Origin of the sequence: Pleurocapsa minor HA4230-MV1 (assembly GCA_019359095.1) — a bacterium.
Lineage (GTDB): Bacteria > Cyanobacteriota > Cyanobacteriia > Cyanobacteriales > Xenococcaceae > Waterburya > Waterburya minor.
On sequence record JAHHHZ010000025.1, the window covers coordinates 188,639 to 211,366 of the forward strand.

General features: G+C 39.1%; 21 protein-coding genes. 16 read left to right on the top strand and 5 right to left on the bottom strand.

The features are described 5' to 3' along the window. The first annotated feature begins 1 nt into the window (after nucleotide 1). Nucleotides 2-1,471 (top strand): sensor histidine kinase, encoded by a 1,470-nt coding sequence (locus KME09_17540; GenBank protein ID MBW4535744.1) that lies wholly within the window; start codon nucleotides 2-4, stop codon nucleotides 1,469-1,471. A 164-nt stretch (nucleotides 1,472-1,635) separates the two neighbouring features. Here KME09_17540 and ychF read toward each other — a convergent pair whose 3' ends face one another. Continuing rightward, nucleotides 1,636-2,727: a redox-regulated ATPase YchF gene (ychF, locus tag KME09_17545; GenBank protein ID MBW4535745.1), complete on the bottom strand. Its 1,092-nt coding sequence runs from the start codon at nucleotides 2,725-2,727 to the stop codon at nucleotides 1,636-1,638. A gap of 24 nt (nucleotides 2,728-2,751) precedes the next feature. Then, complete coding sequence (locus tag KME09_17550) at nucleotides 2,752-3,501, bottom strand: response regulator transcription factor (protein MBW4535746.1); 750 nt, start codon at nucleotides 3,499-3,501, stop codon at nucleotides 2,752-2,754. A 206-nt stretch (nucleotides 3,502-3,707) separates the two neighbouring features. Here KME09_17550 and KME09_17555 point away from each other — a divergent pair, with 206 nt between their 5' ends. The 10 genes from KME09_17555 to KME09_17600 all read left to right on the top strand — a co-directional run bounded on the left by KME09_17555 (nucleotide 3,708) and on the right by KME09_17600 (nucleotide 14,121). Continuing rightward, nucleotides 3,708-5,156 (top strand): aminotransferase class I/II-fold pyridoxal phosphate-dependent enzyme, encoded by a 1,449-nt coding sequence (locus KME09_17555; GenBank protein ID MBW4535747.1) that lies wholly within the window; start codon nucleotides 3,708-3,710, stop codon nucleotides 5,154-5,156. A 59-nt stretch (nucleotides 5,157-5,215) separates the two neighbouring features. Beyond that, a complete protein-coding gene (gene cbiT, locus KME09_17560) occupies nucleotides 5,216-5,806 on the top strand; it encodes a precorrin-6Y C5,15-methyltransferase subunit CbiT (GenBank protein MBW4535748.1) in 591 nt (196 codons plus the stop codon). Between the two features lie 130 nt (nucleotides 5,807-5,936). Beyond that, entirely contained in the window at nucleotides 5,937-6,812 is an 876-nt protein-coding gene (locus tag KME09_17565; GenBank protein MBW4535749.1) for a phosphatidate cytidylyltransferase, read from the top strand. Nucleotides 6,813-6,928: 116 nt separating this feature from the next. After that, the gene (locus tag KME09_17570; GenBank protein MBW4535750.1) at nucleotides 6,929-8,506 is read left to right on the top strand and encodes a hypothetical protein; all 1,578 of its coding nucleotides are present in this window, start codon (nucleotides 6,929-6,931) and stop codon (nucleotides 8,504-8,506) included. Between the two features lie 31 nt (nucleotides 8,507-8,537). Then, the gene (locus tag KME09_17575) at nucleotides 8,538-9,230 is read left to right on the top strand and encodes a hypothetical protein (GenBank protein MBW4535751.1); all 693 of its coding nucleotides are present in this window, start codon (nucleotides 8,538-8,540) and stop codon (nucleotides 9,228-9,230) included. A gap of 265 nt (nucleotides 9,231-9,495) precedes the next feature. Then, nucleotides 9,496-12,330 (top strand): hypothetical protein, encoded by a 2,835-nt coding sequence (locus KME09_17580; GenBank protein MBW4535752.1) that lies wholly within the window; start codon nucleotides 9,496-9,498, stop codon nucleotides 12,328-12,330. A gap of 151 nt (nucleotides 12,331-12,481) precedes the next feature. Further along, a complete protein-coding gene (locus KME09_17585; GenBank protein ID MBW4535753.1) occupies nucleotides 12,482-12,700 on the top strand; it encodes a DUF433 domain-containing protein in 219 nt (72 codons plus the stop codon). 84 nt (nucleotides 12,701-12,784) lie between these two features. Further along, complete coding sequence (locus KME09_17590; GenBank protein MBW4535754.1) at nucleotides 12,785-13,099, top strand: DUF5615 family PIN-like protein; 315 nt, start codon at nucleotides 12,785-12,787, stop codon at nucleotides 13,097-13,099. A gap of 156 nt (nucleotides 13,100-13,255) precedes the next feature. Further along, nucleotides 13,256-13,489, top strand: coding sequence for a GFA family protein (locus KME09_17595; GenBank protein ID MBW4535755.1), 234 nt, complete (start codon nucleotides 13,256-13,258; stop codon nucleotides 13,487-13,489). Beyond that, nucleotides 13,438-14,121 (top strand): cytochrome P450, encoded by a 684-nt coding sequence (locus KME09_17600; GenBank protein MBW4535756.1) that lies wholly within the window; start codon nucleotides 13,438-13,440, stop codon nucleotides 14,119-14,121. The genes KME09_17595 and KME09_17600 overlap by 52 nt, the downstream gene beginning before the upstream one ends. Before the next feature lie 100 nt (nucleotides 14,122-14,221). On the opposite strand, the gene KME09_17605 is transcribed toward KME09_17600, so the two are convergent. Then, nucleotides 14,222-14,941 carry a polysaccharide deacetylase family protein gene (locus KME09_17605; GenBank protein MBW4535757.1) on the bottom strand — a complete coding sequence of 240 codons (720 nt, stop codon included), beginning with the start codon at nucleotides 14,939-14,941 and terminating at the stop codon, nucleotides 14,222-14,224. Nucleotides 14,942-15,107: 166 nt separating this feature from the next. Between KME09_17605 and rplI the strand changes: the two genes are divergently transcribed. Then, nucleotides 15,108-15,566 carry a 50S ribosomal protein L9 gene (rplI, locus tag KME09_17610; GenBank protein MBW4535758.1) on the top strand — a complete coding sequence of 153 codons (459 nt, stop codon included), beginning with the start codon at nucleotides 15,108-15,110 and terminating at the stop codon, nucleotides 15,564-15,566. A 125-nt stretch (nucleotides 15,567-15,691) separates the two neighbouring features. On the opposite strand, the gene KME09_17615 is transcribed toward rplI, so the two are convergent. Then, on the bottom strand, nucleotides 15,692-18,235 hold the full coding sequence (locus KME09_17615; protein MBW4535759.1) for an EAL domain-containing protein: 2,544 nt from the start codon (nucleotides 18,233-18,235) through the stop codon (nucleotides 15,692-15,694). A gap of 224 nt (nucleotides 18,236-18,459) precedes the next feature. Here KME09_17615 and KME09_17620 point away from each other — a divergent pair, with 224 nt between their 5' ends. The 4 genes from KME09_17620 (at nucleotide 18,460) to KME09_17635 (ending at nucleotide 22,206) form a co-directional block, all read left to right on the top strand. Further along, the gene (locus tag KME09_17620) at nucleotides 18,460-19,221 is read left to right on the top strand and encodes a DUF928 domain-containing protein (protein ID MBW4535760.1); all 762 of its coding nucleotides are present in this window, start codon (nucleotides 18,460-18,462) and stop codon (nucleotides 19,219-19,221) included. A gap of 96 nt (nucleotides 19,222-19,317) precedes the next feature. Further along, nucleotides 19,318-20,208, top strand: coding sequence for an alpha/beta hydrolase (locus KME09_17625; protein MBW4535761.1), 891 nt, complete (start codon nucleotides 19,318-19,320; stop codon nucleotides 20,206-20,208). A 284-nt stretch (nucleotides 20,209-20,492) separates the two neighbouring features. Further along, the gene (locus KME09_17630) at nucleotides 20,493-21,263 is read left to right on the top strand and encodes a hypothetical protein (protein MBW4535762.1); all 771 of its coding nucleotides are present in this window, start codon (nucleotides 20,493-20,495) and stop codon (nucleotides 21,261-21,263) included. A 40-nt stretch (nucleotides 21,264-21,303) separates the two neighbouring features. Beyond that, the gene (locus KME09_17635; GenBank protein ID MBW4535763.1) at nucleotides 21,304-22,206 is read left to right on the top strand and encodes a DUF4351 domain-containing protein; all 903 of its coding nucleotides are present in this window, start codon (nucleotides 21,304-21,306) and stop codon (nucleotides 22,204-22,206) included. Between the two features lie 49 nt (nucleotides 22,207-22,255). On the opposite strand, the gene KME09_17640 is transcribed toward KME09_17635, so the two are convergent. Next, complete coding sequence (locus tag KME09_17640) at nucleotides 22,256-22,723, bottom strand: GNAT family N-acetyltransferase (protein MBW4535764.1); 468 nt, start codon at nucleotides 22,721-22,723, stop codon at nucleotides 22,256-22,258. Nucleotides 22,724-22,728: the final 5 nt, after the last annotated feature.

Consider the following 22,728-nt stretch of genomic DNA (forward strand, 5'->3'; position numbering starts at 1 on the left):
TATGAACTTACGCAAAAAACTCTTAACTACATTTAGTGCTTTGGCACTATTAACCTTGGCAACGGCTGGTGTAACACTTTGGGCGATCGCTAAATGGCAAGATAGCGAACAGAGGCTTCGAGCGCATTATCAGCGTAGTTTGCTGCTTCTCGGGGTTCAGTCTGCTACCTTTCGCGCTATCAAAGAATTGCCAGATGCGATTGTTGGTAATGATCCAGATGCCCGACAGGAGTTTGAAGATTTTCTTAAGCCAGCCGATGCAGACTTTAAAAGCTGGACAGCCTTGGCTGACACCGAAGCCGAACAACAACAAGTCCAACAAGTTCGTAATGCCTACGAAACTCTAATTAAGGATGCTCGCATAACTTTAGATCTTATTGACCAAAATCGACGCGATCGCGCTTTAAGATTATTAGAAGAGCAATTGGAAGGGGTAGATTTTGTCAGATTTCAAGAATTAACTCAACAGGCAATCACCAGCGATCGCCAAAATCGCCAAATTATTCAAAGTCAAACTCAAAATACCCGACAAACCGCTCAACTGGTACTAGCGATCGTCGCTTTTGGTAGTATTTCTTTGATGTTGCTTTTAGCAGCCTATTTGGCTTCAGATTTATTTGCACCTTTAAGAGAAGTAGAGCAAGCATTGAACGATGTCGCTAAAGGAAACTGGAAACACCGTCTCAATCAAGAAAGAAGTGATGAAATCGGGGCAATTAATCAAGCTTTCAATCACATGGCAGAAACTATTAGCGATCGCGATCGCTTGGCAGGTTTAACCAATTTACCAGATAATACCCATAATAATGGTAGGGGAGTAGATAATTCGGCTTGGCAAAACATACCGTCGCGGCTAACACTACATCGATTATTATTCCAGTTGCGATCGCAAGTTTTACAGCTAAACTACGATGATGGAGTTTCTTTAAGAAAACACAAGCAAGAATTAATCAATCGACTCGATTTACTTTTGCAAGCAGTAAGACGCATTACCGAATTTGGCTTTCCCTTAGATTTAAATCTTGCCCGTACTGACATTCGCTCACTACTTTACGAAGTAATAATGCGGTTTCAGTCAGAGTTAATTGAAAGAGCAATTAGCCTCGATTTAAATCTGTCTCCAGAGGTAAGCTATGCTGTCATCGATCGCCTTAAATTACGCGAGGTTTTGAGCGAACTCCTTCGTAATGCTCTATCCGCCTTACCTGAACGAGGTGGTAGCATTGGTATGCGTACTAACCTTAGCGACGATGGTACGGCATTTCTAATTGAAATAGCTGACGACGGTAAAGGTATTGAACAGCCTCTAGTTGAAAAAGTTTTTAGTTCTTCAAACACTTTATTAGATAATAATATTGGCGTAGGACTAACTTTAACCAAAGCGATCGTCGAACAGCATGGAGGTCAATTGCTCATTAACGGCGAACCAGGTAAAGGAACATACATTCGTATTGAAATTCCTTTTCAGTGATATACTTCCATCGCCTCCGCTATTCAAAAATATTACTGTGGTATTGATATCAAAAGGTTCAAAGGAAAAATAAACTCCAAGAGATTGCAGCTTATGGCTTAGAGCTTATAGCTAACCTAACCGTTAAATTGTCGTAACCCGAACTCACGTAAATTAGTCAAATTTTAACCCCCAACGCGGAATTCAATCACGTCTCCCTCTTGGACAACATAATCTTTACCCTCTAAACGCAACAAGCCTTTTTCTCTGGCTGCATTTTTAGAACCTGTAGTAATTAAATCATCGTAGCTAATGGTTTCTGCCTTAATGAATTTCTTTTCAAAATCGGTATGAATTACGGCTGCTGCTTGGGGTGCTTTCATACCTGCGGTAATTGTCCAGGCGCGGGTTTCTTGCTCTCCTGTAGTTAGATAGGTACGCAAACCTAAAAGATCGTAGGTAGCGCGAATTAGAGATTTTAAACCCCCTTCCTCTACTCCCAAGGCTTCGAGAAAGTCTGCGGTTTCCTCTGGCGAAAGCTCGACTAATTCAGACTCTACCTGAGCCGAAACCACTACTACCTTAGCTGCTTCATCCTTAACAAATTCGCGAACTGATTCTACCCATTCATTGCCTGTCGCCAAATCATCTTCAGAGACATTAGTGGCATAAATAATTGGCTTGTTGCTTAATAATCCTAATGATTTAATCATCAGTAGATCATCTTCCGTTAAATCCATGCTGCGGACAGATCGACCATCATTGAGAACTTCACTAATTTTCTCTAGCAGGGCAACTTCTGCTTGAGCCTGGGGATCATTTTTGGCGCTTTTACGCTGTCTGGCAATGCGTTTTTCTACCTGCGCCAGATCCGCCAGAATCAGCTCCAAATTAATGATTTCAATATCTCTGACAGGATCTACCGAGCCAGCAACGTGAATAATATCGTCATCCTCAAAGCAGCGTACCATGTGAACGATCGCATCTACTTCCCGAATATTAGCGAGAAACTGATTACCTAATCCCTCTCCTTTACTAGCTCCTTTGACCAATCCAGCAATATCCACAAACTCAATTCTGGTGGGGACTAATTTTTGTGAGCTAGAGAGTTTAGACAGTACCTCTAGTCGATGGTCAGGGACAGATACCACCCCCACATTGGGTTCAATGGTGCAAAAAGGAAAATTGGCAGCATCAGCCTTAGCATTGGCTACCAAGGCATTAAACATTGTAGATTTACCCACGTTGGGTAATCCGACGATTCCTGCTCTTAACATGACGGCTTATATTAGCTTTTAGGTTCAGTTTGCCAATTTTACTGCATTGGAACTAGATAACTCAAACATATAGCCTCGTCCCCAGACAGTTTTAATATAGTCTCCGTTCCCGTCGCCAATCTTTTTACGTATTCGCCCAATGTGAATATCTACTTTGCGATCGTCTCCTGCATAATTTTCATTTTGCCAAATAGCGGAAATTAATTCTGCGCGATCCCAGACTCGATTAGGATTATTAGCTAGGAAATACAACAGATCAAATTCTAGCGCCGTTAGAGAAACAAGGCGATCGTTTAGTAGAACTTGTCGGCGATAAAAGTCAATTTTTAAATTATCTAATGAGATGGATTTTTTATTGGTGAAAGATACCAGGTTATTGTTGCCTCTTCTTAATAAGGCTGAAATTCTTGCTTGGAGAATTTGGAGGTCAAAAGGTTTAGTAATATAATCATCTGCTCCCCTAGAAAAAGCTTCTAAAATATAGTTATTATCAGTCATCGAACTGAGCATGATAATCATCACACCAGTCTGGCGCATTTCTTCACACAGATTAAGTCCCGTATCATCTGGTAAATTGATATCAGAAATAATTAAGTTGGGTTGAAATTTAGGAATTATTTTTCTAGCTGTAGCACAGTCTGTAACAGCTTCTGTGGTGTAACCATTGTAGTTAAGAAAACGACCAATTAAATGATGTAAAGTCAGATCATCATCAATAATTAAAATCTTTTTTTTTGAATCTGCCAAATTATAATAATTTTTTAATAAATACACTTAGAGCAACCAGAGTTGTTTATTTGTGACTTTTAAACAATATCAGAGTAATTACTGACAAATCGACCGTAATTATCTTTTTTTACCTAAACTTTATCTAAAAAATAGTCTGTATGAAGTTAGGATTAAACCTAGTTTATAGAGTGTTTTAATTAAAATTCAATTAGATATTTATAACTAAATAAAGTACTTGGGCTAAAAGTAGAATGACCGAAGATTTTCTCGAAACACCTTTGTTAGATGCATTAAGCCAGTCAGCACGCAGAAAACAGGCTGCTTTTTATGCCCCAGGACATAAACAGGGCAAGGGAGTTAGCCAAAATATAAGCGACTTAATCGGGAAGCAAGTTTTTCAAGCCGATTTACCAGAGTTGCCAGAATTAGATAACTTATTTGCTCCAGAAGGCGCGATCGCGGAAGCTCAAGCATTAGCAGCTCAAACTTTTGGCGCGACTAAAACCTGGTTTTTAATCAATGGTTCAACTTCGGGAATTATCGCAGCAATTCTAGCTACCTGTGGCATGGGAGAGAAGATCATTTTGCCAAGAAACATTCATCAATCGGCGATCGCTGGCTTAATTCTTTCTGGAGCAATCCCCATTTTTATCAATCCTGAATACGATCCTCAAGAGGGATTAGCCTATAACGTCACTCCAGCAGCGGTTAAACAGGCATTAGAGCAGCATCCCGAGACTAAGGCAGTGATGATGTTGCATCCGAATTATCAGGGGGTGTGTGGTGATTTAAAGGCGATCGCCGAGCTGACTCATAGTTATCAGATCCCTTTGTTGGTCGATGAAGCACACGGCGCACACTTTGCCTTTCATGATGATTTACCTCCCTCGGCGATGAGTGTTGGGGCAGATTTGACGGTGCAGTCTACCCATAAAACCTTAAGTGCCATGACTCAATCATCGATGCTGCATCTCCAGGGAAATCGCGTCTGTAGCCAGAGAATTAGTCAAGCTTTACAGCTAGTGCAATCTACTAGTCCTAGTTACCTGCTGCTGGCGTCTTTAGATGCTGCTAGACAACAGATGGCAACCGCAGGAAAGGAATTAATGAGCCAGGCGATCGCTCTTGCCAACGAAGCCAGTCATAAAATAGCCCAAATTCCCCACTTATCTGTCTTAAATCCTCAAATACAACCAGGCTGTAAAGATTTCGATCCTACGCGACTCACAATTAATGTCTCGCAACTAGGCATAACAGGCTTTGAAGCAGACGAAATATTACACCAAGACCTAGGCGTTACCTGCGAATTGCCTCTATTACAACATTTGACTTTTATTATTTCTTTGGGCAACACTTCAGAAGATATTCAAACCTTGATTCAAGCTTGTAAAACTCTCAGCTCATCCCCTACTCCCGTACGGGCGAACGGCCGTTCGCCCCTACTTCCCCTACCCTATATTGCCAAAATTTCTCCTCGACAAGCGTACTTTATGTCAACTGAAACTGTATCAATTGACCAAGCAAGCGATCGCTTTTGTGGTGAGCTAATTTGCCCCTATCCTCCAGGAATTCCTCTCTTAATGCCAGGGGAAATAATTACTCCAGGAGTAATTAAGTATTTAAAGCAGCTGATAGCTGCGGGGGCAACTATTACAGGGTGTAAAGATCCGAGTCTCCAGACCATTGAGACGCTTAAATAAGATAATCAATCTGCTTTTAAAATTTAGCCAAATTTAAATTTCAGTAATTATAATCAACTATGCTCTGGCCTTATAAAACTCCAGGAATTCCCGATCAACTGTTTGAACGTCTACCAGGAATTCCCCTCAGCAAAAGAGAGGTGCGAGTCCTAATTCTCTCCTCCCTAAGAATGAAGCCAGATTCAGTATTCTGGGACATTGGCGCGGGGACAGGGACGATCCCTGTCGAAATCGGTTTACTTTGTCCTGAAGGCAAGATTGTAGCGATTGAACGAGATGAAGAAGTGGCAAAACTAATTAAGCGTAATTGCGATCGCTTTGGGGTCAATAACGTCGAGGTGATTCAAGGCAGTGCGCCAGAATGTTTGGCTGCAATTAAACCTCAACCAAATTTAGTTTGTCTCGAAGGTGGTAAGCCAATTAAAGATATTTTAAAACAAACCTGGAAATATCTTCAGCCAGAAGGACGGATTGTTGCTACTGTTAGTAACTTAGAGAACTTATATATTATCTCCGAAGGTTTATCTGAACTTCAGGCAAGAAATATAGAAGTAGTTCAATCAGCAGTTAACCGTTTAGAAACTAGAGGCATTCATCAAACTTTTGCAGCGGTAAATCCGATGTTTATTCTCAGCGGGGAAAAATTGTAGGTTACGATGATCGTTATTTTCTTAACAAATAATTGCTAGGACTTAATCCAGTAATTTGTTAATCTTTCATAAAGGTTTCGTTAAACTTAATTCTCCATTCTAAATTTAGCGTTTGTAGCAGCAACGCATTATGCCCTTGTCTCGTATAGTTAGTTCAGTAGTTGCGATCGCCCTAGCCTTGGGCATGATTATTCTTGGAGGATGGTACTTTACTCTGGGTATCGGTATTTTGATTGTCTTAGCCCAGCGAGAATATTTTCGCTTAGTCCGCGCCAAAGGGGTTGAACCCGCAGGCAAAACGACTTTAATTGTCTCTGTACTCCTATTACTCAGCGCTACCGTCGCTCCCAACGTTACGGATGCCATCTTCTGTCTGGGGGGAACAATTATTTGTTTTTATCTGTTATTCCAACCAAAAATTGCGACTATTGCCGACATTGCTAGTTCCATTTTAGGACTATTCTATACAGGCTATCTGCCAACTTTTTGGGTTCGTTTGCGAGTTAATCTGCCTAATAGTAATAATGCCAGTAATTTACCTTTAAATGGTTACTGGCCAGACTCTTGGCTTAACCCCAGTCAATTTCCCACTGCCCTAACTCTAACTTTTTTAGTCATGGCTTGCATCTGGGCGGCAGACATTGGCGCATATACTATGGGCAAAAATTTTGGTCGGACTAGATTATCGGATATTAGTCCGAAAAAGACGGTTGAGGGAGCAGTATTTGGCATCCTGGGCAGCTTAATTGTCGCTGAATTAGGAGCGTGGTATTTCCATTTTCCTGCCTGGCAGATTAGTGGCGTGATGCTGGGTATATTAATTGGTATTACTAGCTTACTCGGAGATCTGACCGAATCGATGATGAAACGAGATGCTGGAGTCAAGGATTCTGGGCAATTAATTCCTGGACATGGAGGTATTTTAGACCGCACCGATAGTTATGTATTTACTGCTCCTTTGGTTTATTATTTCTTCACTTTATTACTGCCCTTATTTACAGTTTGAATAATTTTTAGTTCTTAAACTGTAATTTTCTTAAAGTTTTAATTTTTGATTTTTAGGAAAAAAAGAAATATTATTTATGGTTAAGCAATATCTTAACTTTCAAACCATTGTTTCCTATGTTACAGCAAAATAAATTGCCCATGGGGCTATTACTACAGCAAGCTGGGTTAATTTCTCGTGAACAGCTACAAGAAGCGTTGGAACTTCAGGCAAAATATACGCAAATGAAGTTGGGGGAAATTTTAACGCTACAACAGGGGATCAAAATCAAAACTATCGATTTTTTTGTGGATAAATGGCAAGAAACTATCGAGCAGGGTCAAATATTTCCGCTGGGTTATTATCTGCAAAAAGCATATTTATTGAACCAGGAGCAAATTAAAGTCATACTTCAAGAACAAAAAAATAATCAGCAAAAATTTGGTACTCTTGCCGTACAAAAAGGCTGGGTTAAACAGGACACAATTAACTTTTTTCTGGATAACTTATCTTCTAAATCACCCCAGATTATGTCTTTAAATACTTTAGAAGAATATAATCGAGAAAAGTTATATTTAGAATTAAAATATGACGACCATACGTTGATTTTAAGTCGCATTTTAGCTTGGACTGGCGGTATTCCTTATCTAACTAAAATTATTGCTCAGGTATTTGCTAAGTCTGATTTTAATATTCCTCAAGGGAAAGAAATTAATACAGTCGATCGCTTTATTGAAGTAACACTAATTAAAAAATGGCAGACCAGTAAGTCAGCAAGATTAATTAGAGCAATCAACCAGAGTTTACTCAATAATTTTCGCTGCGATTCTAGCCTATTGCTGAAAGAATATCGAGATATTTTAATTTCAGGTAGTAAAAAATATCTAGGGAATAAAGAACAAAAAGAATTACTCTTATTAGGTTTGATTATTCAAGAAAATGAGCAGGTAAAAGTTAGCAATAAAATTTATGAGCATGTTTTTAATCAAGAATTTATTGCCAATGAATTAGAGAAAAGACAGCTAAAAGCTACTAATACAATTAATTTTGATAATTCTAACCCAGTCAAATCAACCAGCTCAATTATTGAATACAATCCTCAGATTTCCTTAAAAAAATCAGTTTCCCTGTTTACGCAGGCTGATACTAAAGTCAAGCCTAATTCTGTCCCCAAACAGACTATAACTATTCCAGCTCCATTGACTAAAATAACTTCCCTGGCAGCTTGTGTCGCGATCGCCTCGCTGATCGCGATCGCCTCGCTGATTCCTTTATTTTTAACTCTTAATAATTATTTCTCACCCTCCAAAACAGAAAAAGTAACGGCTAATTCTATCTGGAAAGCTAATCAACTCCAACAATTTTGTCGGGAATTAGATTTTGCAGATTCTCAGTCTTTGTCTTTTTTAAGCCTGATCTCCAAATTGGAAACAAATCAACAACTGTTAAATAACTTTCCTGCTAACTGCAACGTCGCCCTCGATCACCTGAGACTATTAGCAGCACCCCAATTAGGTAAGGATAATCGAATTTTAGAGGCGATTCGCCATCTCTGCAACGTACCTGCTGATTCAGAAATGTTGATTGATGCGGAAATCTGGCTCAAGCGCTGGTATGATTCGGCTAGCTGGGGTAAAGAGACTAAATTATATATCGAAGAAATTAATCGGCATGAAAATAAAAGCTGTCCCGCTGCGCATTTTACTGAGTATTAAGGGTTGAAATAGGAAATAGGAAGTAGGAAGAATGTTAATCCTTAGCAGCACAACAGATACGGCGATCGATCGCCTTTGGAGTTTAGTCTCTGGAGTTTTATTATTAAATAGCGAAACTTTTAAATCGATTAACAACTTACCTTTGGGTTTAATTGCCAGTATTTTAGTTGTTTTGTTAGCTGGCTTATCGCAAACTTTTGGTCAAAGTGTAATGCTGTTTATCAATCGAGTGCGTCCTTTACGGTTTTTGCTCTCAGTGGCGATCGCTGCTGTCTTATTCGTCTTTAACTACAATTTTTGGGTTTTTAGTACTTGGCTAGTAGCGGGGTGGTTATTTGGCGTCGATCTGCCGTTGATAGAAGTGATCAAAACATTAGGCTTTAGCTATGCACCTTTGTTACTCGGTTTTTTGATCGTAATTCCTTATTTTGGGATGCCAATTTTAGTCGTGCTGTCAATTTGGACTTTATTGGCGATCGCTAATGGTTTAGGCGCAATTTCTAATTTAAGTATCTGGCAAGCTTTTGAATGTTGTTTAGGTGGATGGTTGGCGCTGCAATTATCTCAGCGGGTTTTGGGAAAAGCGATCGCACGGATTACCAGCAGGATAGTTGACTGGGTGGCGGGGGTAGAATTAGTTACTGAACCCGACTATCTCGAACAGATGCTTTATAGTGGCTTGCCGATCCCTCCTCAGAGAACAGATATTCCTGACTTGTTGTAAGTAGGAAATAAGAAGTAGGAAATAGGAAATAGGAAGTAGCAAGTAACAAGTAACAAGTAACAAGTAACAAGTAGGAATTTGATAGCTATAAGCTAATTTAAATTAAGCGTATAAATATAGCAATGTTAAACAATGTTAGGACGTTTTTTACTACTACCTACTACCTACTAACTACTACCCATTTGCGAAGCTTATCCTTTAGGACTACCTATGAAGCCGATCACCCTAATTGTCTATCGCTAATTTTGTACGGCTATATAATTCCATGTTTAAACGAGTAGCATTTATCTTACTGGCATTAAGTATAGTTGCCTTGTTGTCTCCAGCAAATGCTTGGTGGATAGAGTGGTACGCGATGATCGAAAATCAATTAGTCAATTTACTAATTGATAGTGGACGGATTATTGGGATTTCTCTAGTGCTGGCGGGTTTATTAGCGCCGTTTGAAGCTCTCGGCTGGTGGGCAGGATGGTATGGTGGTAAACGAGAAATCTCTTTTAAACCTACTCAAGCCACTCTCGGCAAGGTAACTGCTGCACCTCATTACATAGTTTATCTAGACGGAATTGGTAAAAGCTCATTTAAATATTCCCTTCGTAGTGGAAGATTTTTACAAAGGTTACAAGAATCTTTGCCCAGCGATCGCATTTTGATTGATAACATTATTCCCTACTCTGTAATTAATCTGCCTTTAACCCTTAATCGCCCTTTAGCTAAGTTTTGGCTTTGGATTGAACGGAGGACTAATTTGGGATTCTTAGTCTTACTCCGTAATATGTTTCAGGTGGCGGTATCGGTTGATAGTCGCTATGGGCCAATCTACAATCGTGGTACGGCAGAAATAATTATTGACCGCTTGTTGACTAATGGTTATCAACCTGGAAGTGGTGCTTTAATCACTCTAATTGGTTATAGCGGTGGGGGACAAATATCTTTAGGGGCAGTGCCTTATATTAAAAGAGTATTAGCTGCACCAATAGAAGTAATTTCTCTAGCAGGAGTGATTAGTGGCAATAATGAGGTGGTTCAGGTAGAACATCTTTATCATTTAGTCGGGGAAAAAGATCGAGTCGCCAATTTTACTCCTTGTTTATTTCCTCGTCGCTGGTCAATTATTACTTGGTCAAATTGGAATCTGGCTAAAAGTCGAGGTGAAATCAGCTTTATTTCCTTGGGCAAAGTCGGACATGACTCTAAAAATGGTCCTTTAGATGAAAATGCGCTCTTTCCTGATGGTAGCAACCATTTAGCCAGAACTATAGAAATCATTCTCCGCATCCTCACTCGCGTCGATGGTTACGAACCCTATCCTGCTGCTGTTGCCGATTACTCAGCAAAATCTAAGCGAGTAGTTAGCGACTATGAAAATTACGTTCAAGCTAAATTTAATCGACCAGACTTTTATCCGATTCAACAATCATCTTCTGCTCATTATCTCCCTGTAGCCGAATGGATCGGACGTTTAATCTTGCCTGACGTTACCGAACGTTCTCAGGTTGGTGGAGTTTATTTAGAAGTGCATCATGCACCACAACTAGACTTAATTGGTAAAAAAGTATACTTACGCTGGAGCGATCGCCCTGATATCCAGGCTTATGTCAATCAAGTCAAAATTAGGATTGATTTTTCTCAACAGGCTTATCAAAGTATTAACCAAGGAATAATTCATCCCACGCGCTTAAATCATTGGCGACAGGTACAGGCGCTGGAATCTTTGGCTGGTGCTAGACCAAATGATGATGTGATAGTTGCCTTGACTTCGGTAGAGGTAGTTAGAGAACCTCAGCTTATTTTATCTATCAGCCGTGAACCGATTTTAATTACGGGTAGATATTACGCCTTAGTCAGCTTTACTGAATTATTTCCCACTGACTGCGCCCTAGTGCGTCACTACAATCACCATTCTGGGCAGTTTGATGGCAAAGAAGATCTAGTTTATCTTCCCCCAGTAGTGCCAGATCGCAACGGAGTATTACCTGCTACCGCCAATAAAATTACGGAGTCTCCTTTAAATCAAACAGGCTGGTATATTTATGGGGCAAAAAATGAACAGGGTATATTTACCGTACAGGCGATCGCTCCTCGCGCTTTATTCCAACTACAGCCTGCTAAAATTATTTCTGGATTACAAAAAACTACCGACTACATTCACAACCAATATTGGCAGGGTGTAAAACAAAAAAAAGGTCAGATTGATTCGATTCTCCTGAACCCTGGTAACTTATCAGACACCGAATTAATTAATTCTTATCAAGAAGGCGATCGCCTGTTAGTTCTTCATACTTATGGCGGTATTGGTGGTAAAAAGCAAGAATTTGCGCCTTTAGGTCTCTTTTTCGGTCATTTTGCCTTTGGTCTGGCTAGAGTTGTCCGCGAACCACTTACCCAAGAATTACGCTTTAAGATCGGCTATGGTCAGGTATATACCCAAAACACCACGGGAATTATTGCAGGTAGTTTGGACTGGAGTAATTTTATCGGCGATCGCCAATTTGGTTGGCTAGGTAGTCGTCCCATTACCGATATCATCGTCAAGCTGGATGTCTTGGACGAATATAACTTTGATGGCTTACGCCGTTTTCCCCTCAATGCTTTAGCCTATCAATTAGACCGTATGATGGCGCGTTATCGCACTGGAGACGGTACTGGGGCTACATTTGTTGGCCCTGCGAACTCCTGCGTACAAGATTCCTGTCAGGCTCTATATCAAGCAATTAATATGACTCTAACCGAAATTGAGCATAACCCTCAAATTAAAGCCTGGATTACAGCTAACCCCGAACATCCCCAAACCCAAAGACTACAGCGTTTAGTAGCTTTAAACAAAGCCATTGAAGACGGACTAATCACTTGGCAAACTCGTGCAGATTGGGTCGATCCCTATCAATCCTTAATTGGTACCCGTTTAGCAGATAGTCCTGTAACTACTGTAGTTAATGCTTTAACTAGCTGGCGATCGCTTTTACCTCGTTTAGCCAACGACAGCCTAGCAGAAATCTTCCTCAATCATGGTGCGAGTTTATGGCTATTGCAAACTTATCAAGTAGGAGGTTGGGATCGAGATATAGAACCAATAGCGCCAACGAAATTATGGATTTAATTCCTAAGCGATTCGATCGCACCTGCTAATTTACTCTAGAGTTTTTACATTTAACTTCCCTTAAGTCTTCTAAAATACTGGAAAGTGCGATCGCCCGAGCAAAACCCACGTTGCGGGAAGGAAACAGAACTCTATAACCATTAGATAATTTATGAATGATTATCAACTTAAAAATCTAGAACGCATTACTTTCAATCCCCAAATCATGGCAGGACAGGCTTGTATTCGCGGAATGCGAATTCCCGTATCTTTGCTCGTTAATTTAGTGGCTAATGGTAAGCCTTTTGAAGAGATTTTAGAAGAATATCCAGACTTGGAATTGGATGATATCAAGCAATCTTTACAGTATGCAGCTTTACTGACGCGATAAACCGTCTATCCTTTCCCTACTAATGCCTAGATAAAGATGAAATTTTTGGCAGATATGGGCATTTCTTTGCGTACCGTAGAATGATTGCGCGAACTCGGTCACGATGTTTTTCATCTAAGGGATAGGGGATTACAAAAGTTACCAGATGATAAAATTCTCGCTTTAGCTCAAGTCGAGCAACGAATTATTTTGACTATAGATTTGGATTTTGCTCAACTATTAGCCGTTAGTAAACAATCTCTACCCAGTGTAATTCTATTTAGGTTGGGTAATGAAAACTATAATGAAATCAATCAACGGCTAATTGAGGTCTTGAAGAATTGTCAACAGGAGCTAGAAACAGGGGCAATCGTCTCTGTAAATAATGAAACTTTTAGAGTGAAAAAATTACCAATATAAGCAATCTCAAAACGAAGCTGAAAGTATGGCTTTTTGTCGCTGTTATGCCAGAATTATGGATTTAATTTCTAATAAAGAGGAAACTTAAATTATGCGAATTTTATTTGAAGCGATCGCAGATAATAAACGCAAGCTATTAGTATAGGGTGATTAAGTATGACCGCTCCTTATACTGGAGGATGTCAATGTGGGCAAATTCGATATGAAATCCAAGCTGAACCTTTGACACTGTATGCTTGTCATTGTAAAGAATGTCAAAAGCAATCTTCTAGTGCATTTGGGATGTCTATGCCCGTTCCCCGCGATGCAGTTGTTATTCTCCAAGGACAACCGAAACAATGGAAGCGACTCCCAATTTATTTGTCTTACTTCCAGCACTTTGGGGGCTGACGCAATATTTTAAAAAACTGATTGCTGAGCGTCGGCTCAAACCCCAGGATGACTTGACCACAGCCTTAGTGAAAGCACAAGAAAATGACGATCGCCTAACCGACGATGAAATTCTCGCCACGCTGTTTTTACTTTTAAGTGCGGGTCATGAAACTACGGTAAATTTAATTGCCAGTGGGACGTTAGCCTTATTGGAACAGCCAGAACAATTAGCCCAGTTACGGCAAACGCCAGACCTAATCGAACCCGCGATCGAAGAACTATTGCGTTTTGTCTGTCCAGCGGAAACAGCTACTGAGCGATATGCTCGTGAAGATATTGCGATCGCAGGTACAACTATTCCCAAGGGCGAACTAGTTTTGGCTGTGATTGGCTCAGCAAATCGCGATGCTAACTTTTGTGACAACCCCGATCTACTGGACTTCACCCGCGAGAAGAATAATCACGTAGCCTTTGGGCATGGTGCGCATTACTGTCTGGGTGCGCCTCTAACACGACTGGAGGGACAAATCGCCATTAATACCCTCGTTCAGCGTATGCCTGATTTGCGCCTGAGCATTGCTCCAAATCAACTACAATGGCGAGGCGGTTTAATTTTGCGTGGATTGAAGACATTACCAGTATCTTTTTAGATAATTGCCAGTTCTTAATTCTTTATTGCTTATGAGAGTAAGAGTATCCCGCGCGATCGCCTTCTGTAAAATAAGATTGCACCTAACTAGAACTAATTTATTAATCTTGGTTTAATAGTTCACTGACAGTAACGATACGATAGCCTCTTTGTCTCAAGTCTTTTAAAATACTTTTTAAGGCGATCGCCGTATTTTTGGCGACCTTCAGCGAGTTAGCATGAAAGACTAAAATTGCCCCAGGAAAAATCATTTGTTTGGTATACATTGCCGTTAACCAGGGATGATTAGTTAAATCAAAAGTATCAAAGGGGATCATGGAAGCGAGAACTAATTTAAGGTCGTAACTTTCCTTAGCGGTTAAGTTAGCGATCGCTTGCACCATAGTCTGATTATAAAAACCTCTCCCTGGACGATACCAACGAATATCTCTTCCTGTAAGGTCTAATAGTCGATCGTGTGCTTCTTTAAGCTGCTGCTCAAACTGTTGAGGCGTTAATAAGGCATGAGTTTCGTCGATTACTCCATGATTGGCTATTTCGTGACCTTGAGCCATAATTTCCGAGATAATTGCTGAATCAGGACTAAGATGGCTGCTAATGATGAAAAATGTCGCTTTAGCTGGCTCTAAGTGAGCGTATTCTTGATTGTGTTGGGCGATCGCTTCTAAAATCAATTTAGTGCCACAATCTCCTCGATCTTGGGGACAAGGTGCATCATCAATCGTTAATGCCACTATTTTTTCTGTCGTCTGGTGATAAAAAATTGCATCAGGAAATAGCTGCGCCACACCGTTGACCAATTCCTGAGATAATTTTTTCATAGTTGATAATCAAAAATTCAGATAATTTAATTAGTCTATGATTATTTTCAGGTTACGCACCGTGCCTGTTTCTGATCCGAACTCAGGTTATAATTAAAAACTCTGAGGTGCAGACAAAAATCGCCACATCAAAATTAATCGATTATAGGAGAATTTAAGTAAAACAATGGCAAAGCGCGTATCCGTAGTTTTGAATCAAAGTGTCAGTAAATTAGGCAGCGATGGAGATCTAGTCGACGTTGCTCCTGGTTTTGCTCGTAATTATCTAATTCCTCAAGGTTTAGCCAGCATTGCTACTAAAGGAATTATTCAGCAGGTAGAAGTCAGAAGAGAGAAAGAAAGACAAATCAAACTAGCTGAAAAACAGGCAGCCGAAAACAAAAAAGTTGCTTTCAAAACCATTGGCAAATTGACGATTCGCAAGCAGGTTGGGGAAGAAAACGCCATTTTTGGTACTGTAACCACCCAAGAAATAGCAGACGTAATTAAAGAGCAAGCGGGAATTGAAGTCGATCGTCGAGGAATTGAAGTTCCTGATGTTAGCAAGACTGGAAACTATCAAGCAGAAGTCAAACTACACCCCGAAGTAAGCGCTACAGTTGATTTCCAAGTAATTCCTTTGTAGAAAATAGCTGCAAGAACTAGCAATCGGTAATTTAGGTAATTTAATAACTAGCAACTGGAGATTGAGAAGTAATTATTTTCTTAGCCTCCATTTTTATTACCTCCAAGATCATTAGTAATCAGTAATCAGTAATCAATTTCCCATGTTTTGTTCTGCTCAAATAACTCCGTTGCATCCTTTTGGGATAAGGGTTTAGCAAAATAATAACCTTGTCCGTATTCACAATTAAACTGATGTAAAAGATCTCGCTCAACTTTAGTTTCAATGCCTTCAGCAATCACATCCATCCCCAATCTGTGAGCCAAGATCACAATGGTGTTGACAATATCTTGATTCTTAACTCCTTGATTCATATTACTGACAAAAGAGCGGTCTATTTTCAAAGTATCTGTCGGAAAAAGATGCAGATAATTAAAAGAAGAATAGCCTGTGCCAAAATCATCCATGCTAATTTTGATATCGAGTTTTTTTAGCTCGTGGAGTAGTTCGATCGTATTGTTGACATCATCCATCACCATGCTTTCCGTGATTTCGAGCTTAAGATTTGCCCCACCTAATCCTGTGGTGATTAATGTTTCTTGGACTTGGGCAATCAAATTTGCCTGAGCAAACTGTCTACTAGAAAGATTAACGCTCATCACCACCGATTCTGCATGAGGAAACTGTTCTCGCCATTGCTGCATCTGATGACAGGCGGTGGTCAAAATCCACTCTCCCATCGGTACAATCAAACCTGTTTCTTCGGCAACGGGGATAAATGCTCCAGGAGAAACAAAACCACGAGTCGGTGACTGCCAGCGGACTAAAGCTTCAAATCCCTTAATCATGCCCGTTTTTAAGCAAATTATCGGTTGATAGTGAAGTTCAAACTCTTGCTTGTTGATGGCTTGGTTTAAATCAGCTTCCAATTCCAGTCGCTTCAAAGCCTGTTGATGCATGTTAGTGGTAAATACTTCATGCCGTCTTTTACCCGATATTTTTGCCTTATACATAGCAGCGTGGGAAGCTTGTAATAACTCTTCTGGCTGAAAGTCTTCTCCCAAGGGACTAAAGGCTAAACCAATGCTGACACAAGTAAAAATTTCTTGTTCTTTGAGTTTATAAGGCAAAGCGATCGCTCGATCTAACTTGTTGGCAGTTTCAATCGCTTCTGTGGTGTATCGGTCAGTTTTAATCGCGATCGCAAATTCATCAGCACCAACCCTTGCTAAAATTGTCTTGGAATGTAAATTTTCTTGCAATCTTTGAGCTGTTTCGAGTAGAATGCGATCGCCCGCTTGATATCCTAAACCATCATTAATTAACTTAAAACGATCTAAGTCTAGACATAAAATCCCAATAAAACCAGGAGACTTGTCCTTGTCCTTGCGCTTAATTTTCTTTAGTTGTTTAGCAAATAAACTGCGATTCGGCAATCCTGTTAAAGAATCGTAAAAAAGATTATAAAGTGCTTTATAACCTAAAACACTGGCGATCGTTACAGTTAAACTAATTGCTGCTGGCATCAAGGGAATCCAGCCTGCCAAAGTAAAGGCGACAAAACAAATAATAATTAAACTGCCAACACCAGCGATTCCCCCCATAATAATTGCTACTGGGTGTTTTAATCTCCAGGCGATCGCCACCGCTACGATTGACCAACCCCAAACCCAAACTCCTTCAACCCATTCTGACCAAAACCAAAATAGGGTAGCATCATCCAAAACGATGCTTAAAATTTGACTGGTCATTTGAGCATGAGCTACCACTCCTGGCATTAAGCTTTCAGAGCCTTGGTTATAGGGTGTGGATAAAATGTCTTTGACACTGGGGGAAGTAGCACCAATTAAGACTATCTTGTTTTTAATTAAGCTAGGGGCAACTTTGCCTGCCAAGACTTCATTTAAAGTAACCCGTTGAGCAATATTGGGTGATTGATAATCGAGCAGAATTTGTTGACCTGCGGTTTCGGCATCTTTTAGCTGATATCCGCCTGAATTTGGCTTTAAATCGGGAAATTTTGCCTCTCCAATCTGAAGATAATCATCACCAACCTGAAACTTAAGTTGACGTTCCTCCAAATATTTAAGACTCAAGCGCAGTGAAAAAGAATACATTTCCTCAACTTCTGCTGAACCAAACTGAACATACATTAAGTTGCGACGTAAAACATCATCTTCTACATCAGCCACAATATCGTTAAAACCTATTTGTTCTGAGCGTACTCCAGGGGGTGCTGAAACACCATTTTCTCCATGACCAATTAATTGAATTACAACCACATTATCTTTTTGTAATTCCTGTCTCAGGGCATTTGTACCAGGGGGATAAGCTACTTCGCGATATAGATCGAATCCAATCGCTTTAGGTTGATGCTGCTGTAATTTTCTTAATAGTTGAGCAATCACCCAATCTTTAATCGGATAATTATTATATTTTTCTATATCTTTATCCGTAATTTCTACTATTAATAACCGAGAATCAGTTTGATTCTCATTGTGTAGATTGACCATACAATCATATGCCAACAATTCTAAAGCCTGTAACGCACCTAAACGCCGAACTCCCATTACTATAACTGTAATTAAAATAGTTAAGAGAAATAGAGAAGATCTATATGTGTTCAGCCAATTATTAGCTTGATTAAAATTCAAGTGTTTATCTTTTAGGCTATTAAAGCTAAATTTCATAAAGATATTTTAGGTTAAAATAATTATTTTGCTTATGTATTTTTACTTAAAAAAATCTTTGGTTATCAGCAAATTAAGTAATAATATTGATTTTTTATTATTGAAAACTAAGATTCAAATCAAGTATAAATTAGTTTTGCCGACATGGTGTTATAGATTGACTATAGTTAAACTAGCAAATGTAAAAATGATAATTATCTTGTTAATAAATAAATCAATAAATAATGTTTAACATTAAATATATACCCACTCAATTGATGAGATTATTTAGCTTAGCTTTGGTTTTAAACCTAATTTGCTTAGGATTAGCTAACTCTGTCACAGCAGAACAAAAATCAGAAAAAACTAGGACAGCAGATTTTGGCTTACCAACTCATCGTCGAGATGGAGGTAGTAGAGGTAGTCAAGATAGTTGCGTTGTCAATGCCGAAACCCAAAACTTAATGGCGTTAATTCCGCAAAAGAATGTGGGTAAGAATGCTTCTGCTTCGCCCAAGCTATTTTTCTATGTTCCAGAGCTTAAAAAGCCTAGTACCCTAGAGTTTGTTTTACGCAATAAACAAGACCAACTGATATACGAAACTTTTCTCTCGACTGAGGGTAATGGTATTATCAGCATTGAAGTTCCTGCTGGGGTGAAGTCTAATTTGCTGGAAACAGATCAAAACTACCATTGGTATTTATCAATGATCTGTAATCATCAACAGCGTTCTCGTGACATTGTAGTTGAAGGATGGATGCACCAAGGAAGACTCGATCTGGCTACTCAAACGCAGTTAAATAAAGCAAGTTCGCTAGAAAAAGCCGAAGTTTACCGCCAACAAGGTTTTTGGTTCGACGCTTTATCGGCATTGACTGAAAATCCAGATTCTGTAGCAGAGGAAACTATGATGCGTCAAAAATGGTCTGAAATGTTAGTTTCTGTTGGTTTAGAAACCTTAGCATCCAAGCCTTTTATTAAAACAAAATTAATTGAAAATCCGTAGAAATCTCTACCAATTAACTAAAACAAGACAATACCAAATACCGTTTTGCGCTAATTTGATTAATAATGCAAAAATATTATTTCCCCTGATTTATTAATGTTTCCCAGCTACATACCAGCCGAAGCTAGCAATTTAACTGAAGCTCAATCGATCGCTTTAACAAAACAAATTAAACAAGTAGCTATTCCTACACCATTAAGCAAGGAAGATGTGGCAACTACCTATGTTCATCAAGGAACTGGGGGTACACCTATTTTGCTCATTCATGGCTTTGATAGCTCTTTACTAGAGTTTCGTCGTCTCTTGCCTATTCTCGCAGCGCAACAGTCAACCTATGCAGTAGATCTGCTGGGATTCGGTTTTACTCAGCGGAATTTAGAGATTTCACTGAACTCAGAAAATATTAAAACTCATTTATATTGTTTTTGGCAAACTGTAATTCAGCAGCCTGTAATTATAGTAGGTGCTTCGATGGGTGGTGCAGCAGCGATTGATTTTACGCTCAATTATCCCGACGCAGTAGAGAAGCTGGTTTTGCTAGATAGTGCAGGTTTAGCCAAGCAACCCGCCATTGGTAAGTTCATGTTTTCTCCTATCGATACATTTGCCACGGAGTTTCTGCGTAATCCCAAGATTCGTCAAAGCATTAGTCGCTCTGCTTATTTCGATCGAAGTTTGGCTAGTTTAGATGCTCAAGTCTGTGCTGCACTGCATTTAAAGTGTTTCAATTGGCACAAGTCTCTAATTGCCTTTACTAAAAGTGGTGGTTATGGATCTCTAATTGACAAAATTTCCACCATCCAACAGCCTACCCTAATTATCTGGGGCAGACAGGACAAAATCTTAGGCATTAAAGATGCTGTTAAATTTCAGCAAGCTATTCCTCATAGTAAGCTCGTTTGGATCGATCGCTGTGGTCATGTTCCTCATTTAGAACAGCCAGATATTACTGCTACAGAAATATTGACTTTAGCTCTTAGCTCTTAGCTCTTAGCTCTTAGCTCTTAGCTTTATGTTAAATATTGCTCCAGCAAATTTAATTCATTTTAATCAACAATAAATAAAGTTTTGATAAACTCCATGGTTAACTTTTTACTCTCCTAAAATTTATAAACATAATCAATCCTAATAAAATCAATACTTTACTCAAATCTTGAGCATATTTCAAATAATTTAGCAATTATTGTCACGATCAAAGACAATGATAATATAAGTATATTCTCGTAAGAAAGAATACTGAGAAATAATTATTTGTTATCTATTGAATTAATATGCTTGCTGCAATACAAGGAAAAATAAGCAAAATTTTATCTAGTATTTCTCCTTTTATCGCTCTGGTAGGAATTGTAATTTTACAAAGTCAAGAATATAAAAAATCAGTAGCAAAACTCAACAATACTGATTATCTAGCACAAGAACAAGAGCAAGCAAAACTAGTCGATTGGCAGAAACAAACATCTCACCTTGGCTTTGATAATCTTAAGGCTGATTGGATCTATTTAGACTTTGTTCAATATTTTGGTGATGCAAATGCCAGAGAAACTATTGGTTACAAATTAGTTCCTAAATACTTTGAAACTATTACTAAGATTGACCCTCGCTTTACTACAGCTTACCTCAATCTGGCGATCGCCAACTCGATGTATGCAGGGTATCCAGACAAGACGATCGCTTTGATGGAAGATTTATTAAAATCTGTAGATCCAGAATCTCCTGATGCTGCATTTCTCTGGACTTCCAAAGGATTAGATGAATTATTATTTATGGGAGATAAAAAAGCGGCGATCGAGTCTTATAAAATGGCAGCCAAATGGCAGTCTTTAACTAATACAAAGCGACCAGATGGTTTAACTATTCAAGATTTGGAATTGGCTTTAAAAGATACCGATGAAATAGATCTTAAACAAGCACAAATTAGAGCTTGGTCTAGCGTCTTAGTTTATGTTAGAGATCTGCCCAGACAGCGAGAAATTATGGATAAAATCTCTAGTTTAAAAGCAGAACTTTCAGTTTTAGAACAGGCAAATACTACTCAGCCTTAGAAAAGGTAGTAACAGAAAGCTTATCCGATACACTGTATTAATGGCTAATATCAACCACGACCAATTATTTAAAGAGCTTTTAACTACTTTTTTCGTTGAATTTCTGGAGCTTTTGTTTCCCTCAGTTCTTGAATATCTGGACACTGATTCAATTCAGTTTGTAGATAAGGAAATTTTTACTGATGTAGTTGGCGGTGAAAAGAAGATCGTGGATATCGTTGCTCTGGCTAAGTTTCAAGAACAGGATTACTCGTTTTTGATTCATGTTGAAAATCAAGCTTCTAACGCTCCCAAATTTAATCGCCGAATGTTTAGATATTTTTGTAGCCTCTTCCTTAAATACGATCGCCCCATTTATCCGATTGTTGTTTTTTCTTATGATTCTCCGCAAAGGCTAGACAAAAGTAACTTTGTGATTGACTTTCCAGATAAACAGATTTTAAAGTTTGACTATGAAATAGTGCAGCTTAATCGTCTGGATTGGCGTAATTTTTTACAGCAGAAGAATCCTGTTGCTGCTGCGCTGATGGCGAAGATGAAAATTGATAAACAAGATCGCCCGACGGTCAAAGCTCAATGTCTTCGCCTTCTGGTTACTCTCAAACTTGACCCTGCCAAGATGCAGTTGATTTCAGGCTTTGTCGATACCTATCTCCGTCTTAACTCTAATGAGGAGGCGTTATTTCAATCTGAGTTAGGTACAATGGAAACAAGGGAACAGGAACAGATTATGCAGATTACTACATCTTGGAAAGAAGAAGGACGAATTGAAGAAAAGCTTGCTATTACTCTGCGTTTACTCAATCGTAAACTAGGGAATCTCCCAGAGGCGATCGCCGATCGCATCAAGTCTTTAGAACCAATCCAGTTAGATTCTTTGACAGAGGATTTACTCGATTTTCAATCTCTTGACGATCTTCAGAATTGGCTCAGTAAGTCCTAGAGTAAGTTGTTCAGCATTTTGTGACGATTTTAGAACAGGCAAATACTACTCAGCCATAAATATTCTTGTCCATTAAATAATTGATAAAAATTTGTCCTCGGCAAGACACTTCTTGAGGATTAATGATTTCAAATCCGCGACTAATAAAAAAAGGTTTGGCAGTAATACTAGCTTCAGTAAATAAGCGAGTCAAACCTAATTGCATAGCTTTAATTTCTATAGCTTGATAGATCTTGCTACCAATTCCTTGACGCTGATGTCGATCGTGAATATAAAAACAATCAATATGACCGTTTGATTCTAATTCACCAAAGCCGAGAATTTTGTCGTTTTCTAAGGCAACATAAGTAAAATTACTCGAACATATTGCCAGCCAATCTCTAAAATAAATATCATCAGGCGACCAAGCGATAATCTGTTCCGCCGAATAATCCTGAATATTGACTTTTCTCACTGTATTGTGAAATAGCTGGGCAATTTGTGGTGTATCTTCAGGTTGAAATAATCTAATCTGCATTATAA

What these genes read in the sequence shown, in the direction of transcription:
- KME09_17540 (MBW4535744.1), top strand. Translation starts at nt 2, where the DNA reads ATGAACTTACGCAAAAAACTCTTAACTACATTTAGTGCTTTGGCACTA.
- ychF (MBW4535745.1), bottom strand. Translation starts at nt 2,727, where the DNA reads ATGTTAAGAGCAGGAATCGTCGGATTACCCAACGTGGGTAAATCTACA.
- KME09_17555 (MBW4535747.1), top strand. Translation starts at nt 3,708, where the DNA reads ATGACCGAAGATTTTCTCGAAACACCTTTGTTAGATGCATTAAGCCAG.
- cbiT (MBW4535748.1), top strand. Translation starts at nt 5,216, where the DNA reads ATGCTCTGGCCTTATAAAACTCCAGGAATTCCCGATCAACTGTTTGAA.
- KME09_17565 (MBW4535749.1), top strand. Translation starts at nt 5,937, where the DNA reads ATGCCCTTGTCTCGTATAGTTAGTTCAGTAGTTGCGATCGCCCTAGCC.
- KME09_17570 (MBW4535750.1), top strand. Translation starts at nt 6,929, where the DNA reads ATGTTACAGCAAAATAAATTGCCCATGGGGCTATTACTACAGCAAGCT.
- KME09_17575 (MBW4535751.1), top strand. Translation starts at nt 8,538, where the DNA reads ATGTTAATCCTTAGCAGCACAACAGATACGGCGATCGATCGCCTTTGG.
- KME09_17580 (MBW4535752.1), top strand. Translation starts at nt 9,496, where the DNA reads ATGTTTAAACGAGTAGCATTTATCTTACTGGCATTAAGTATAGTTGCC.
- KME09_17585 (MBW4535753.1), top strand. Translation starts at nt 12,482, where the DNA reads ATGAATGATTATCAACTTAAAAATCTAGAACGCATTACTTTCAATCCC.
- KME09_17595 (MBW4535755.1), top strand. Translation starts at nt 13,256, where the DNA reads ATGACCGCTCCTTATACTGGAGGATGTCAATGTGGGCAAATTCGATAT.
- KME09_17600 (MBW4535756.1), top strand. Translation starts at nt 13,438, where the DNA reads ATGGAAGCGACTCCCAATTTATTTGTCTTACTTCCAGCACTTTGGGGG.
- KME09_17605 (MBW4535757.1), bottom strand. Translation starts at nt 14,941, where the DNA reads ATGAAAAAATTATCTCAGGAATTGGTCAACGGTGTGGCGCAGCTATTT.
- rplI (MBW4535758.1), top strand. Translation starts at nt 15,108, where the DNA reads ATGGCAAAGCGCGTATCCGTAGTTTTGAATCAAAGTGTCAGTAAATTA.
- KME09_17615 (MBW4535759.1), bottom strand. Translation starts at nt 18,235, where the DNA reads ATGAAATTTAGCTTTAATAGCCTAAAAGATAAACACTTGAATTTTAAT.
- KME09_17620 (MBW4535760.1), top strand. Translation starts at nt 18,460, where the DNA reads ATGTTTAACATTAAATATATACCCACTCAATTGATGAGATTATTTAGC.
- KME09_17625 (MBW4535761.1), top strand. Translation starts at nt 19,318, where the DNA reads ATGTTTCCCAGCTACATACCAGCCGAAGCTAGCAATTTAACTGAAGCT.
- KME09_17630 (MBW4535762.1), top strand. Translation starts at nt 20,493, where the DNA reads ATGCTTGCTGCAATACAAGGAAAAATAAGCAAAATTTTATCTAGTATT.
- KME09_17635 (MBW4535763.1), top strand. Translation starts at nt 21,304, where the DNA reads ATGGCTAATATCAACCACGACCAATTATTTAAAGAGCTTTTAACTACT.
- KME09_17640 (MBW4535764.1), bottom strand. Translation starts at nt 22,723, where the DNA reads ATGCAGATTAGATTATTTCAACCTGAAGATACACCACAAATTGCCCAG.